At 53.3% G+C, this 14,658-nt stretch carries 16 protein-coding genes and 3 tRNA genes; 12 read left to right on the top strand and 7 right to left on the bottom strand.

The window, feature by feature from the left end; all coding sequences use genetic code 11:
* Positions 1 to 86 precede the first annotated feature (86 nt).
* The 4 genes from pobA (at position 87) to bglJ (ending at position 3,803) form a co-directional block, all read left to right on the top strand.
* Positions 87 to 1,271, top strand: a complete 1,185-nt coding sequence (pobA, locus tag HF679_RS15190) for a 4-hydroxybenzoate 3-monooxygenase (protein WP_187042180.1) — start codon at positions 87 to 89, stop codon at positions 1,269 to 1,271.
* 23 nt (positions 1,272 to 1,294) lie between these two features.
* Positions 1,295 to 2,164: a helix-turn-helix domain-containing protein gene (locus HF679_RS15185; RefSeq protein ID WP_123757621.1), complete on the top strand. Its 870-nt coding sequence runs from the start codon at positions 1,295 to 1,297 to the stop codon at positions 2,162 to 2,164.
* A 263-nt stretch (positions 2,165 to 2,427) separates the two neighbouring features.
* Positions 2,428 to 3,123: a helix-turn-helix domain-containing protein gene (locus tag HF679_RS15180; RefSeq protein ID WP_187042179.1), complete on the top strand. Its 696-nt coding sequence runs from the start codon at positions 2,428 to 2,430 to the stop codon at positions 3,121 to 3,123.
* 5 nt (positions 3,124 to 3,128) lie between these two features.
* The gene (bglJ, locus tag HF679_RS15175; RefSeq protein ID WP_187042178.1) at positions 3,129 to 3,803 is read left to right on the top strand and encodes a DNA-binding transcriptional activator BglJ; all 675 of its coding nucleotides are present in this window, start codon (positions 3,129 to 3,131) and stop codon (positions 3,801 to 3,803) included.
* Positions 3,804 to 3,818: 15 nt separating this feature from the next.
* On the opposite strand, the gene HF679_RS15170 is transcribed toward bglJ, so the two are convergent.
* The gene (locus tag HF679_RS15170; protein WP_123757618.1) at positions 3,819 to 4,277 is read right to left on the bottom strand and encodes a YbaK/EbsC family protein; all 459 of its coding nucleotides are present in this window, start codon (positions 4,275 to 4,277) and stop codon (positions 3,819 to 3,821) included.
* A 340-nt stretch (positions 4,278 to 4,617) separates the two neighbouring features.
* Between HF679_RS15170 and HF679_RS15165 the strand changes: the two genes are divergently transcribed.
* Positions 4,618 to 5,961 (top strand): PTS sugar transporter subunit IIC, encoded by a 1,344-nt coding sequence (locus HF679_RS15165; RefSeq protein ID WP_123757617.1) that lies wholly within the window; start codon positions 4,618 to 4,620, stop codon positions 5,959 to 5,961.
* A gap of 42 nt (positions 5,962 to 6,003) precedes the next feature.
* Here the strand turns inward: HF679_RS15165 and fhuF are convergent, their stop codons facing one another.
* Both fhuF and HF679_RS15155 read right to left on the bottom strand, forming a co-directional pair.
* Positions 6,004 to 6,792: a siderophore-iron reductase FhuF gene (fhuF, locus tag HF679_RS15160; RefSeq protein ID WP_123757616.1), complete on the bottom strand. Its 789-nt coding sequence runs from the start codon at positions 6,790 to 6,792 to the stop codon at positions 6,004 to 6,006.
* Positions 6,793 to 6,900: 108 nt separating this feature from the next.
* On the bottom strand, positions 6,901 to 7,947 hold the full coding sequence (locus HF679_RS15155; RefSeq protein ID WP_123757708.1) for a GGDEF domain-containing protein: 1,047 nt from the start codon (positions 7,945 to 7,947) through the stop codon (positions 6,901 to 6,903).
* Between the two features lie 259 nt (positions 7,948 to 8,206).
* Here HF679_RS15155 and HF679_RS15150 point away from each other — a divergent pair, with 259 nt between their 5' ends.
* Complete coding sequence (locus HF679_RS15150) at positions 8,207 to 8,446, top strand: DUF1435 domain-containing protein (protein ID WP_123757615.1); 240 nt, start codon at positions 8,207 to 8,209, stop codon at positions 8,444 to 8,446.
* Between the two features lie 20 nt (positions 8,447 to 8,466).
* On the opposite strand, the gene HF679_RS15145 is transcribed toward HF679_RS15150, so the two are convergent.
* From HF679_RS15145 to rsmC, 4 genes are all read right to left on the bottom strand, one after another.
* Positions 8,467 to 8,552 (bottom strand) — tRNA-Leu (locus tag HF679_RS15145).
* 31 nt (positions 8,553 to 8,583) lie between these two features.
* Positions 8,584 to 8,669 (bottom strand) — tRNA-Leu (locus tag HF679_RS15140).
* 28 nt (positions 8,670 to 8,697) lie between these two features.
* Positions 8,698 to 8,784, bottom strand: a tRNA-Leu gene (locus tag HF679_RS15135).
* A gap of 168 nt (positions 8,785 to 8,952) precedes the next feature.
* Positions 8,953 to 9,981, bottom strand: a complete 1,029-nt coding sequence (gene rsmC / locus HF679_RS15130) for a 16S rRNA (guanine(1207)-N(2))-methyltransferase RsmC (protein WP_123757614.1) — start codon at positions 9,979 to 9,981, stop codon at positions 8,953 to 8,955.
* Positions 9,982 to 10,128: 147 nt separating this feature from the next.
* On the opposite strand from rsmC, the gene HF679_RS15125 reads away from it, so the two are divergent.
* From HF679_RS15125 to HF679_RS15100, 6 genes are all read left to right on the top strand, one after another.
* Positions 10,129 to 10,542, top strand: a complete 414-nt coding sequence (locus HF679_RS15125) for a DNA polymerase III subunit psi (RefSeq protein ID WP_123757613.1) — start codon at positions 10,129 to 10,131, stop codon at positions 10,540 to 10,542.
* Positions 10,511 to 10,957 carry a ribosomal protein S18-alanine N-acetyltransferase gene (gene rimI / locus HF679_RS15120; RefSeq protein WP_154144458.1) on the top strand — a complete coding sequence of 149 codons (447 nt, stop codon included), beginning with the start codon at positions 10,511 to 10,513 and terminating at the stop codon, positions 10,955 to 10,957. Before HF679_RS15125 ends, rimI begins: the two co-directional genes overlap by 32 nt.
* 33 nt (positions 10,958 to 10,990) lie before the next feature.
* Positions 10,991 to 11,668: a pyrimidine 5'-nucleotidase gene (gene yjjG / locus HF679_RS15115; protein WP_123757611.1), complete on the top strand. Its 678-nt coding sequence runs from the start codon at positions 10,991 to 10,993 to the stop codon at positions 11,666 to 11,668.
* Between the two features lie 90 nt (positions 11,669 to 11,758).
* On the top strand, positions 11,759 to 13,348 hold the full coding sequence (gene prfC, locus HF679_RS15110) for a peptide chain release factor 3 (RefSeq protein ID WP_187042177.1): 1,590 nt from the start codon (positions 11,759 to 11,761) through the stop codon (positions 13,346 to 13,348).
* A 229-nt stretch (positions 13,349 to 13,577) separates the two neighbouring features.
* Positions 13,578 to 14,189, top strand: coding sequence for a molecular chaperone OsmY (gene osmY, locus HF679_RS15105; protein ID WP_123757609.1), 612 nt, complete (start codon positions 13,578 to 13,580; stop codon positions 14,187 to 14,189).
* A gap of 247 nt (positions 14,190 to 14,436) precedes the next feature.
* Positions 14,437 to 14,598: a DUF1328 domain-containing protein gene (locus HF679_RS15100; protein WP_123757608.1), complete on the top strand. Its 162-nt coding sequence runs from the start codon at positions 14,437 to 14,439 to the stop codon at positions 14,596 to 14,598.
* The last annotated feature ends 60 nt before the right edge of the window (positions 14,599 to 14,658 follow it).

Here is a 14,658-nt window from a genome sequence, read left to right as displayed (position 1 = left end):
CGTCTGAGTTATCAAAAATGCAGCAAGGAACTTTTATTAAACAAAAAACAAACAAATAATTAACTATCTGAAGGTGAGACAACCCTATGAAAACACAAGTCGCGATTATTGGCGCTGGCCCCTCCGGGCTGCTGTTGGGTCAATTGCTGCATCTTGCCGGCATCCGTACGGTTATCCTCGAGCGGCAAACACCGGAATACGTGCTGGGGCGTATCCGCGCGGGGATCCTCGAAAGCGGAACCGTCGAATTACTGCGCGAAGCTGGTGTATCACAGCGAATGGATGCGGAAGGCCTGGTGCATCATGGGGTGGAGTTTTTGTTTGAAGGGCAGCGGGTGCCGGTTGCCCTGAGCGAGCTGACCGGGGGGAAAAGCGTGATGGTCTACGGCCAGACCGAAGTGACCCGGGATTTAATGGCGGCACGTGCTGACAGCGGGGCGCCGATTATTTATGGCGTCAGCGACGTGGTGATTGAAGATGCGAAGAGCGACCGACCGTCTATCTCGTATGTCAGCGGCGGCGAGACCTGCCGGCTCGAGTGTGATTTTATTGCCGGTTGCGATGGTTTTCACGGTGTGTCGCGCCAGAGCATTCCGCGCGAGATCCTTAAAGAGTACGAAAGCGTCTGGCCGTTTGGCTGGCTGGGGCTACTGGCGGATACGCCGCCGGTGAACCCGGAGCTGATTTATGCGCACCATGAGCGCGGGTTTGTGCTTTGTAGTCAGCGCTCACTAACACGCAGCCGCTACTATTTGCAGGTACCGCTGAGCGACAAGGTGGATGCGTGGTCGGACGAACGTTTCTGGGGAGAGTTGAAGCGTCGCCTGCCGGAGGAGCTGTCTGGCAAGTTAGTAACTGGTCACTCACTTGAGAAGAGCATCGCCCCGCTGCGCAGCTATGTGGTCGAGCCGATGCAATACGGGCGGCTGTTCCTGGTCGGGGATGCGGCGCATATCGTACCGCCCACCGGGGCAAAAGGGCTGAATCTGGCTGCCTCAGACGTCAATTATCTGTGGCGGATCCTGCGTGAATATTACCATCGTGGTCGTGCCGACCTGCTGGAGAGCTATTCTCGCTTTGCCCTCGACCGGGTGTGGAAGGGTGAGCGGTTTAGCTGGTTTATGACCCGTTTGCTGCATGACTTCCCGCAGCAGAGCGAGTTCGATAAAAAAATGCAGGCGGCAGATCGCCGTTACTATCTGGGCTCGCGCGCCGGGTTGACCACCATTGCGGAAAACTATGTTGGTCTGCCGATGGAGCGCGTGGCATAGCGTTGAAGACAGCAGGAGTTGCCATGCAGGTTGCGAATAGCGTTCCCGTTTTTACCTTGTATGGCGAAGAGCGCGACTGGCCTACGCCCGACCTGCTGCACTGTGAGTCGATTTTGCAGCGCAGCAGCCTGTATGAGTGGCATATCCGGATGCATCAGCATGCCGGGATGGTGCAGCTGCTGTACCTGCATAAGGGCCGGGCTGAAATCGAAATCGAAGGGACGATAACGGTGATGACCGATGCCTGTATTCAGGTCGTGCCTGCACTGTGCGTTCATGGATTTCGTTTTTCGCCAGGCACTCAGGGTTATGTGTTATCGCTGGCGCTGCCGTTGCTCAGCCGGCTTGAAAGCCAGTTTGGCCGCCAGCTTGATGTTCTCAGCCAGCCGCAATGTGTCCCCGTTAAACAATCCCGCGGGCACGTGCGCGCGCTGTTTACCGCCTTGCGTGAAGAGTATTGCGAAGAGCGGGACGCCCGGGAAATGATGCTGCATTCTCTGCTGGGTACGCTGCTGGTGTGGCTGAACCGGCAGTGTCTGCCGACGCCGGTTGCGGAAGGGAAAGCGGAACGAAAGCGCAGCGTTATGCGCCATTTTTCTCGTCTCATCGAAAGCCATTATCGCGAACATCTGCCGCTGGCGGAGTATGCCCGGCTGGTCGGGCTATCGGCGACCCATCTTAATTATTTATGTCGTGAATTTCATGGCTGCAGTGCGCTGAGCGTTTTGCACCAGCGATTGATGCTGGAAGCGCGGCGTAATCTGCAATATACCACGATGACAGTAACACAACTTTCTGATTATTTAGGGTTTACTGACGTGACTTATTTTTCTCGTTTTTTCCGTCGCTATAGCGGCGTCTCACCAAAAACATTCAGGAGTGAAATTAAATAAAGCCAGATACGTGCATCTGTATTAATTATTTCTAATAATATTTTTTATTTTTTCTAATTTATGATTGCTGGCCGTTTGTGCTAGTGTCATTTGTTGTTAAGGCCAATAATATATTTTTAGTTCCCCGCAATTTAGGATGCACCTGAGCGTAAGGCCGACGTTCACCAGGGGTGATAAAGAATTCACCTGGTAAATAAATTATGGCTGCCAGGCGCCCATCTGTTTTATGCCAGCGTGAATCTTCTACAAAACAGGGAGGATTTATGTTACCAGGACAGGGTAAGTACGGCATTATCATCAGCAAAATGCCGGTGATGCAATCCGGATTAAGTGCAATCACCAGCGAGTACCTTCCTCATTATATCTTCAGTCATTGTTATTCGCTGGAGACACTCATGCAGCTTCCGGTGAATCTGGCAACGGTGGTTATTGTTGATTTATCCGGAGAAACAGAACGACCGCAGGAAATATGTCGGCACTATTGTTCTCTAATGGTTCGTTTTAAAAATATTCATTGGATCTATATGGTTGGTCGTTCCTGCTCTCCCCATGCGGAAGCATTATTTGTCGGACCTGAAAGTACCTGTATTTCCGACTGTGAGCCAGTGACTCGTCTGGGTGAAGTCCTCTGCATCAGGGAAGCCGTCAGTACGGGGGCTGAGCCGGGTGTAACCCCTGTGCACCCGGTGGTTGCCGTGGGGGCGAGAGATTTTACCATTAGCCATGAGAAGCTGAGAGTGCTGACCTTCTCGGAGCGAAAGGTGCTCCGACTGCTGGCAAAAGGCTGGGGAATTAATCAGATTGCTTCGTTGCTGAAGAAAAGTAATAAGACCATCAGCGCACAAAAGAATAGCGCAATGCGTCGTTTGTCTTTGCGCAGCAATGCGCAAATGTATGCCTGGATTAATAGCACACAAGGAATAAAAGAGCTGAATGTATACTCAGCTTTTGGAGAGTAGCCGAAATGGGACAACCGAACACTACACGCTGCATTGCCGTGGTCGAACCCTGTGCGATGACGGAAATAGGGCTTCAGCATATCCTGAATGAGTACAGTACCGGAAATTATTGTGTTCATTTTTTTAAAGATGTTCACTCATTAAGGCGTACTTTGCGTGTTCGGGATATTACCGCGGTTATTTTTTCACTTTCCGGTCAGCGCTGGCTTCGGGTTGATAGTCTGCTTTACCTGCGTGATATTGCTTATTCTCATCCTGAAGTTCGGCGAATCATTTTGGCGAAAGACAATGGCGAGGTTAACCTCATCAAGAAACTGACGCCTTCCTGCCTGCACGGGATTATCAATAAAGCGACCTGTCGCGAGGTGTTGCAGCAAGAATTATTTCTGCTGCTTCTTCAACCCGCTCAACCGGTGGATCAGCCGCTCAATAGCCAGATTGCCGTGTGTCAAATCTTCAGCCCAACCGAGCATAGCATTCTCTGCTATATGACCTATGGCTATTCTCTGCTGGAGATCGCGCTGCAGTTAGGTCGCAATATCAAAACCATTCGCGCCCATAAGTGCAACGCGATGATCAAGTTGGGGATCAGTTCCGATCTAGCTCTGCTGAGCGCCGGCGATATTCTGGTTCATCTCTCGCCAGAAAGCGTTACCAACGCGCATGCTATTGTCGCGTAGTCGGACCGCAAAACGCTACTGACAGACGTCAACCCAGGTGGCATCCGTCAGTTGGGCCATTCTGTCAGGAGAAATGCGGACCGCACTATGAATGGCGCCGGCCGCCGGTAACACTTCCGGGTACTGCTTCAGCGAAATATCGCAATAGATCACCAGCGGGTTTTCCAGCCCGAAAGGGCATACGCCGCCGACCGGATGCCCGGTAAGCGTGACCACTTCATCACTGCTGAGCATCCGTGCTTTCGCGCCGAACGCTTCCTTCAGCTTCTTGTTATCCAGTCGGGCGTCACCGCTCGCGACCACCAGGATCACCTGCTCTTTCACTTTTAAAGAGAGGGTCTTCGCGATTTGGCCAGGCTCAACGCGATGTGCCGCGGCCGCGAGTGCGACGGTTGCCGTACTTTGATTGAGTTCGATGATTTCGATGTCGGGGGCATGGCTGGCAAAAAACTGCCGCACGGACTGCAGACTCATGGGGATCTCCTGATTCATGTCCGTGCCAATCTGTCACAAGCCTGGCGGAGTGTAAATATTGTCGATGGGTAATCCGGAATTATTCCAATTTCTGGATCTTCTTCACAATCACCGCAACCGGTTACTGTAACCGGTTGCTGTTATCCTCACTCGGATGAATACTGAGCGGGTAACTACCCTGTATCACTTATAACAAAAGAGCCGTGTATGAATCGTGCTGATCTGAACAGTATAGCCAATGAGATGGCCGCAGTGGGGATCCGTTCACAGAACATATTTCATCGCCACGGCAGGATAATCGTTGTTGGGCCTGTGTCTAAAGCCTGTCAGGAGGGCTGCTATGTCTGCTAACCATGCTGCGTTTAATCTGATATTTCGCTTTGTAGAAAATTATATTAGCCCTGTTGCCGGGCGAATCTCATCGCAGCGTCACGTGATGGCGATTCGTGACGGCTTCATCTCGGCGATGCCGTTTATGATTGTTGGCTCGTTCCTGCTGGTGTTTGCGTATCCGCCGTTTTCTCCAGATACCACCTGGGGATTTGCTCGTGCCTGGCTGGATTTAGCGAAAGAGTTTGAAGGGCGTATTCTGACGCCGTTCGATATGACGATGGGCATTATGTCTATCTACATTTGTGCTGCCATCTCCTATAACCTCGGCAAGCACTATGAAAAATCTAATCAGCTCGATCCTTTCATGTGCAGCATGCTGTCAATCATGGCATTCCTGCTGGTGGCGGCGCCAAAAACCAACGGTAACCTGCCGGTGGATAGCCTTGGCGGCACGGGGATCTTTACGGCGATCCTGGTGGCGGTCTACTGCGTTGAAATGATGCGCTTCCTGAAGGCACACAATATCGGTATTCGCCTGCCGGATCAGGTGCCGCCGATGATCAAAAACTCTTTCGACCTGCTGATTCCGGTGCTGGTGGTGGTACTGACCCTGTATCCGCTGAGCCTGTTTATTCAGCATCACTTTGACATGCTGATCCCGCAGGCCATCATGGCTATCTTTAAACCGCTGGTGTCCGCAGCGGATTCATTACCGGCAATTTTACTGGCGGTGCTGATTGGTCACCTGCTGTGGTTCGCCGGGATCCACGGTGCGGCCATTGTTTCTGGCATGCTGCAGATGTTCTGGTTAACAAACCTCGGGATGAACCAGCAGGCGCTGGCGCAAGGCGCACCACTTCCGCATATCTTTATGGAGGCGTTCTGGACATTCTTCATTGTCATCGGGGGGTCTGGCGCCACCATGGGCCTGGTCTTCTGCTACCTGCGCAGTCGTTCGGCGCACCTGCGATCTATCGGCCGTCTGAGCGTGGTACCCAGCCTGTTTAACATTAACGAACCGGTTATCTTCGGGACGCCTATCGTTATGAACCCGGTGTTCTTTATCCCGTTCCTGCTGGCGCCGATGGTGAACGCCGTGCTGGCCTGGGCGGCAATGAAGCTGGATCTGATTGGACGGGTCATTTCAGTGGTTCCGTGGACCGCGCCGGCACCGATTGGCGGCGCGTGGGCGCTGGGATGGGATTTCCGGGCGGCGATACTGGTGGTAGTCCTGGCCTGCGTCTCGGCGATTATCTACTTCCCGTTCTTTAAGGTGTACGAGAAACAGCTGTTAGCGCAGGAAGCTGAAGAAGCGGAACGCGTGGCGCAAGAGAGCCAACAGACCGCGTAACAAAGCAGACGGGCGGCATTGCTGCCGCCCGTCGCATCGGGATTATTTTAGCGTGCAGTCACCGCACTGCTGAACGTCTGGCAGTCGGTTACGTTGGCAGCAGGTACGCCGCACCAGTAACCCTTCGCGTAAGATTACCGTCCGCCACAGCGGGTTGTCCTGGCCGTCAGCAAACTGCTTTTCAAAGAAACAGTGCTGGCGAAGGGCGGCAACCTGGTCATCTCCCAACAGCGTTTTCATCTCGCCGAGATACCAGTTAATCAGATAGCCGGTATTGCTCCAGATAAGCTTGCCATTGATATTGCCGGTCGCTTCCAGAGCCTGCACCACCGGCTGCAGAGCGCGGACGATCAGCATTTCCATGCGGGCCTGCGGAGAATCTATTCTGCTGGCCGGTTCGGCATGCACGTCAATCCAGAAGCAGGCGGCCCGGCCGGTTTCGTGAAACTCCACGCGGAAGTGTTCTGGCATCAGGCTGATAGCGGTCTTTTCGGTCAGCAGCGCCAGCATCAGCGGCGGCACCAGCAAACCGATATACCACTGCGCCCACAGCGACAGCAGAGGCTTCTGCTCGCGCGGAATTGTCGGTTGATGACGGTAGATATGATCGGACCAGGTCGCCAGCAGCGAGCTGAGCGCGCTGGGGGCTGACCACTCGGCCAGCGTTAGCGCGTGATGCGGCGCTTCCTCGTCCAGACGGAGAAAATCCAGCAAATGGGGGCGTAGGGTGGTGATTTTTTCCCGAATGGCATTCGCCAATGCGCATTCAGCCTGGCGGAACGGCGCCTGCCAGATGATCTCATTGCTGAATGAAAGGGAACGGTAAGCCATCAGATTGCCAGATATTAATCTAAATGATAATGATTAGTAATACTAGTTAGTTGTCTGGATGATGGCAAGCGGTTTGTCTGCGCCGTGTGTACCGGCGCAGCGCGGGAATCAGCTGGCGAGAATAATGTTGCGTCCGAGGCTTTTCGCTTCGTACAGCGCGGTATCGGCTCTTTTCAGCGCGCCATCGATGTCAGCATCAATCAACGGGGTCATGCCGATGCTGATGGTGACGTTGGTGGCGACGCTTTCATTGAACATGTGGGGAATTTTTAAATCATAGACCTGCTGGCGAATGCGCTCTGCGGCCAGCGAGGCGGTTTCTGCGGTGCTGTTGGTCAGCAGGACCATAAACTCCTCTCCGCCAAACCGGGCTACGATGTCACGTGAGCGCACGGCATTGCGAATGGCTGCGGAGACCTGAATCAGCGCCTGATCGCCCATCATATGCCCGTAGTGATCGTTGTAGGCCTTAAAGTGGTCGATATCCAGCAGCAGCACGTGATGGCGCATGTCGTTTGCTGCCAGCATGGCATCCAGTCGGTTTTGTAAGCCACGTCGGTTATATAAGCCGGTGAGGGGATCCAACATACTGAGATCGTTCAGCGTGTTACGTTCCTGCAGCAGTTTATCCATCAGCCCCTGGGTAAAGGTATCGCTACGTTTTTGAATCATATTCTGTAGCGTAATACCGGCAATAGGGAGGGCAAAACAGTATAACATCCGCGGCCATTGTGCGGTCTCGGCAAAAACCAGACTAACGATAAACGTGGGTAAAGTGTGTAGCGTAAACGCAATGATATTATTGGGAAAGGCGATAGTGCCAATAAACAATATACTTAATAAGGCAATAACCAAAAAGTTAAATTGCGGTGGCGCCTGTAACAGGGCTTTATCTGCGACGTGCCATGCCCACAGCACACCAAATATCAGAGAAATAAAAGAAATATTAATTTTGCGTTGCGAGTACTTCCAGTGCCAAAGCATTAAGGCACTGCTGAACAGCACTATCAGGGTGCAGGGCAGCGTGAATCGGGTGCTGGTAAACAACGGGCTAGCCAACGCAAAAAGCGCAGAAATGAAATTCAACAGCAAAAATAGCCGTAAGGAATATTGATATTTTTTTTCGTAATGCTTTTGCCAGGATTGTGCAGTCATATTGAACGTGTCGCTATTAGCCATAAATTTCAACATGATGGCTGCAAAGAAAGAACGTTAAAAAACGATATACAGAGTAAGGTTTTTGTTAAATTATCAGATGATTTAATGTATTGCTGTTGCCCGTGTAATTTATCACCTTCATGAATGTCTGTCATTAGCGCGAACGTAAAGAACCGTGCATCCGGAATGTCATAACATGACAAATGATAAATATTATCATATGATATTGGTTATCATTATCGTCTTGGGGTGAGGCATGTTACAGCGAACTTTAGGCAGTGGATGGGGAGTGCTGCTTCCTGGCGTACTGATTGCTGTTCTGGGATTTGCCGATCTGTCGGTAGATGCCTGGCGTGGGCTGGTGACGGTCGGGTTATTATTGTCGGCATTGATGATCTGGCATCGTCAATTGCGCCACTTTATCTTGCTGCCATCTTGTGTCGCGTTGATCAGTGGGATAATGCTGATGACGTTGAATTTAAAGCTGATGGGATAATTCGGGAAGGTTAAGAATAGTGGTGCGAGGGGGGGGACTCGAACCCCCACATCCTAAGGACACTAACACCTGAAGCTAGCGCGTCTACCAATTCCGCCACCTTCGCACAGTATTCTTAATTGTTGATATCGCCTCGTTGGTGCGAGGGGGGGGACTCGAACCCCCACATCCTAAGGACACTAACACCTGAAGCTAGCGCGTCTACCAATTCCGCCACCTTCGCACAGTGCGAGCGATATCTATGTGGTATATGGTGCGAGGGGGGGGACTTGAACCCCCACGTCCGTAAGGACACTAACACCTGAAGCTAGCGCGTCTACCAATTCCGCCACCGTCGCATACCATCGATACTCAGAAAGTATCGTTACCACGGAGGCGCATTCTAGTGGTTTTCAACTATTCGTCAATAGTTAATTGTGTAGCGCGGATTGATTGTTGCAAAAATGGCCGAGCGGGGCGGGAAGTGACGGCGGCATGGTGACCCAGCCGCCGATGTGCGCAAGGAACTACTTTTTCGCCTGACGAGTCATGACGGTGCGGTAAACCTTAAAGCGGCCGGTCTGGGCAATCACTTCATGGAAGCCGAAGATCTCATCCAGCACATCCGGATACGGCAGGAAGGCGTTGGCAACAATGCGCAGTTCGCCGCCGCTGCTCAGATGACGTACCGCCCCGCGAATCAGCGCTTGAGCCGCTTCCTGGCTGGTTTGCAGGCCATCATGGAACGGTGGGTTGGAGATGATCATGTCGAAACGACCGTTCACTTCCGAGAACACGTTACTGGCGAAGACTTCGCCCTCAATGCCGTTGGCGGCAAGGGTTGCGCGGCTGGCTTCGACCGCTGGCGCACTGGCGTCACAGAGCGTCAGGCGCACTTTCGGGGAATGGCTGGCCAGGACGGTTGCCAGGACACCCGCGCCGCAGCCGACATCGAGCACTTTCCCTTTGGTGTGCGGCGTCAGGGTGGAGAGCAGCAGCTGGCTGCCGATATCCAGCCCGTCGCGGCTGAATACGCCAGGCAGGGTTTTGATCGTCAGGTTTTCCAGCGGGTATTCACCCCAGTACTGTTCTGGATCGAAGGCCGGCTGCTTTTCCAGACGCCCGTGATACAGCCCGCAGCGGCGCGCGCTGTCGATTTTGGTCAGGGGGACGTATTCGGCCAGCATCTGTTCAGCACTGCGAACGCCGCTGCGGTTTTCGCCGACCACGAAAACATCGGTACCCACCGGCAGCAGTGACAGCAGGTTCATAAGCTGGAACTGTGCTTCAGGCTTGTTTTTCGGCCAGTAGTAAATCAGCGTATCGCAATCGGCCGCGTCTTCGGCTTGCGCGACCAGGCTAAAGCGGGCGTTATCTCCCATCTGGCCATTCAGGACCTGCCAGTGGTGAAATTGTTGGGTGTGGGCACGGCTGGCCGCGGTGTCCAGACGTGCTGGCAGGTCATCCTGCAGGTCACCGGCAAACAGAACGCGTGCGGGTTCGAAATCATCACTGTGGCGCAGCAAGACTTCACTTGCCGGGGTAAAAGCAGACATGAAACACTCCTTCATTAAGACTGGCGCCGATTATACACGTTATCCTTAACGCTGCCTCTTTGTTGGCGTGCGCGATGTACGTTGTTTGTTGGCGCAGATACGACGAATTTGCTATATTGCGCGCTTGATTAACAGGAGTGTTTCGCTATGACTTCCCGACGAGACTGGCAATTACAGCAGCTGGGTATTACCCAGTGGTCGCTGCGTCGCCCCGGGGCGTTGCAGGGCGAAATCGCTATCTCGCTTCCCGGGCATATTCGGTTGGTGATGGTGGCAGACCCAATGCCGTCATTAACGGAACCGTTAATCAGCGATATTTTACGGGCCCTGGCGCTGACGCCGGATCAGGTGCTGCAGCTTGCCCCCGATCGCGTCGCCATGCTGCCGCAGGATAGTCGCTGCAACAGCTGGCGGCTGGGTACCGAGACGCCGTTACTGCTGGCGGGCGCACAGGTCGCCACGCCTGCTTTTGATGAACTCCAGACCAGCGTGCCTGCCCGAATGGCGCTCTGGCAACAAATCTGCGCACATGAACACGATTTCTACCCTCAACACGGCTGATTTGCCCCGTGCCTGGCAAATAGAACAACGCGCCCACGCTTTTCCGTGGAGTGAACAAACCTTTGCCAGTAACCAGGGTGAGCGCTATCTCAATCTTCAGCTGACGGTTGATGGCGAGATGGCCGCCTTCGCGATTACGCAAATTGTGCTGGACGAGGCGACGCTGTTTAACATCGCCGTCGACCCGGCTTTCCAGCGACGTGGCCTTGGGCGCGCGCTGCTGGAGCGGGTTATTGATGAGGTCGAACAGCGTGGCGTCGTGACGTTATGGCTCGAAGTCCGGGCCTCCAACGCGGCCGCCATTGCGCTGTACGAGGATATCGGTTTTAACGAGGCAACCATTCGTCGCAACTATTACCCCACCGCCGACGGGCGTGAGGATGCGATCATCATGGCGCTGCCAATCAGTATGTAATGGCCTACGGGCGAGTAATGACAGGGTGATACGATGAAGTGGGACTGGATTTTCTTTGATGCCGACGAAACGCTGTTTACGTTTGACGCTTTCAGTGGTTTACAGCGGATGTTTCTCGACTATTGCGTGACGTTTAGCGCCGAAGATTTTCAGGACTACCAGGCCGTGAATAAGCCGCTGTGGGTGGATTATCAAAATGGGGCTATCACCGCATCCCAGCTACAGCATCAGCGTTTTGATAACTGGGCCGAGCGCCTCAGCGTGCCGCCGGGTGAGCTCAACGACGCCTTTATGAATGCGATGGCCGAGATCTGCTCGCCGTTGCCAGGGGCGGTATCGCTGCTGAACGCGCTGCACGGCAAGGTGAAAATGGGCATCATCACCAACGGGTTTACATCGTTGCAGCAAATCCGTCTGGAACGTACCGGTTTAGGTCATCACTTTGATTTACTGGTTATTTCTGAAGAGGTCGGCGTAGCCAAGCCCGATGCGCGTATTTTTGATTACGCGCTGGCGCAGGCGGGCAATCCCGACCGTTCTCGCGTGCTGATGGTGGGGGATACGGCAGAGTCGGATATTCGCGGCGGCGTCAACGCCGGCCTGGCGACCTGCTGGCTGAATGCTCATCAGCGTGAATTGCCTGCGGACCTCCAGCCTGACTGGACGGTGACCTCGTTAAGCGAACTGGAGCAGCTCCTGTGTAAACACTGATTGCCTCCCCCCCGTTGATGGGTAAAATAGCCGCAATTTTGTATTCCACATGCGTGGCCCGCTGGCCGCGTTTACTAAGAAGATTGAATTATGACGTTGTCTCCTTATTTGCAAGAGGTGGCTAAACGCCGCACTTTTGCCATTATTTCTCACCCGGATGCCGGTAAAACGACCATTACTGAGAAAGTGCTGCTGTTCGGACAGGCGATTCAGACCGCCGGGACGGTAAAAGGCCGTGGCTCCAGCCAGCATGCAAAATCAGACTGGATGGAGATGGAAAAGCAGCGTGGTATCTCGATTACCACCTCGGTGATGCAGTTCCCGTATCACGACAGCCTGGTGAACCTGCTGGACACCCCGGGCCACGAAGACTTCTCCGAAGATACCTACCGTACCCTGACGGCAGTGGACTGCTGCCTGATGGTTATCGATGCGGCAAAAGGCGTTGAAGATCGTACCCGTAAGCTGATGGAAGTTACCCGTCTGCGCGACACGCCGATTCTGACGTTTATGAACAAACTCGACCGTGACATCCGCGACCCGATGGAGCTGCTGGACGAAGTTGAGAACGAGCTGCGGATTGCCTGCGCGCCGATCACCTGGCCGATTGGCTGCGGTAAGCTGTTTAAGGGCGTCTACCATCTGTATAAAAACGAAACCTACCTCTATCAGACCGGTAAAGGCCACACCATCCAGGAAGTGCGGATCGTCAAAGGGCTGAATAACCCGGAACTCGATACGGCGGTGGGAGAGGATCTGGCACAGCAGCTGCGCGACGAGCTGGAGCTGGTGCAGGGTGCGTCAAACGAATTTGATAAAGAGCTGTTCCTTGCCGGTGAAATTACGCCGGTCTTCTTTGGTACCGCTCTGGGCAACTTCGGCGTGGATCACATGCTGGACGGTCTGGTGGAGTGGGCGCCAGCGCCGATGCCGCGTAAAACCGACACCCGTGTTGTGACGGCAGAAGAAGAGAAATTTACCGGCTTCGTCTTTAAGATCCAGGCCAACATGGACCCGAAACACCGTGACCGCGTGGCCTTTATGCGTGTGGTCTCCGGGAAGTATGAAAAGGGCATGAAGTTGCGCCAGGTACGTACCGGTAAAGACGTGGTGATTTCCGACGCGCTGACCTTTATGGCGGGCGACCGTTCGCACGTGGAAGAAGCCTGGCCTGGCGATATCATCGGCTTGCACAACCACGGCACTATTCAGATCGGCGATACCTTCACCCAGGGCGAAACGATGAAGTTCACCGGTATCCCGAACTTCGCGCCGGAACTGTTCCGTCGTATTCGTCTGAAGGATCCGTTGAAGCAGAAACAGCTGCTGAAAGGGCTGGTACAACTTTCCGAAGAGGGCGCGGTGCAGGTCTTCCGTCCGATTGCCAATAACGACCTGATCGTTGGCGCGGTGGGCGTGCTGCAGTTTGATGTGGTCGTGGCCCGACTGAAAAGCGAGTACAACGTTGAAGCGATTTACGAGTCCGTCAACGTGGCGACCGCGCGTTGGGTGGAATCCACCGACGTGAAGAAATTTGAGGAATTTAAGCGTAAAAACGAAATTCAGCTGGCCCTGGATGGCGGTGATAACCTGACCTATATCGCCCCGACCATGGTGAACCTGAATCTGACTCAGGAACGTTATCCTGAAGTTCTGTTCCGTAAAACCCGCGAGCACTAATCCCTCCCGGAGCGCGGTGTTGGCCGCGCTCCACGCTATTTTTTTCTCGTTAATTTCCCCTGATTTACGTTATAGAAAGTTCTTAAAGATCCGCCTTGCCGTGATTTTTTGTGCATATTTCCCGCCTCCCTCATCACCTTCTACTATATTTAATAAGTAATTTTTAAGATTCTGGCTTAATAAGCTACTTATTTAGCTTTACCCATATAGAAATAACGAGGACATAATGATGACAAGACTAAAGAATGCCGGAGCGCTGGTGGCTCTCTTCTTAGGCTCAGCCATGATAAGTGTCTCGGCATATGCAGAAAACTCAACGACAGACAGTGCAAAATCGGTAGCTAACAGCGCCGGTCAGGCGGTTGACAGCTCACTGAATAAAGTCGGCGACTTTATGGATGACAGCACCATCACCGCCCGGGTGAAAGCGGCGCTGATTGACGATAAAAGTATTAGCAGTGCCGGTATCTCCGTGAAAACGGAGAATAAAGTGGTGACCCTAAGCGGCTCAGTCGACAGCACTGCCCAGAAGGAGCAGGCGCTGAGCGTGGCGAAAAACGTCAAAGGCGTTACCACGGTTACCGACAAGCTAAGCGTCAGTGAAGAGCAGTCCGCCAGCCTGAAAGGGTATGCCGGCGACACCGCTATCACCAGTCAAATCAAAGCGAAACTGTTGGCGGATGACATGGTGCCATCGCGAAACATCACGGTGGAAACCAGTGACGGCGTGGTGCAGTTATCCGGCAGCGTAGAAACCCGCCAGCAGGCGGATCGCGCAGCGGATATTGCGAAAGCCATTTCCGGCGTGAAAAGCGTCGAAAATAATCTCAGCGTTAAATAAACCATTCACATTAATAATGTTATAGCCATTTTTATCTCCAGGTTCTGCATTACGGACGAGCGGTAAACGGCAATATTTCCGGGTGCGCATTGGCGCGATTAACCCGAAAAAACGGATACCGCTTTGATGGCCGTAATATGAAGTATGGCGAGCAGCCGTTGAATAAAAAGAGCACGACAGGGTTGATACCCGCGCGTCTTCAGCGTGTGGCAATGCAACCGTTACTCACTATGGTAAGGAGTAGACTATGTTTCGATGGGGCATTATTTTTCTGGTCATCGCACTGATTGCCGCAGCGTTAGGATTTGGTAGCCTGGCAGGTACAGCAGCCTGGGCGGCGAAAATCGTCTTTGTCGTCGGTATTATTCTGTTCCTGATCAGCCTGTTTACCGGGCGCAAGCGTCCATAGCAAGCGTGTTTTCCCTGCCGCATAACCGGCGAAACGCCGTTGTATGACATAGCGTTTTAC

Origin of the sequence: Enterobacter sp. JUb54, from assembly GCF_014298075.1 — a bacterium.
In the GTDB taxonomy this organism is placed as follows: Bacteria; Pseudomonadota; Gammaproteobacteria; order Enterobacterales; family Enterobacteriaceae; genus Klebsiella; species Klebsiella lignicola.
Note: the sequence above shows the minus strand (reverse complement) of the source record. Positions and strands in the feature narration are given on the sequence as shown.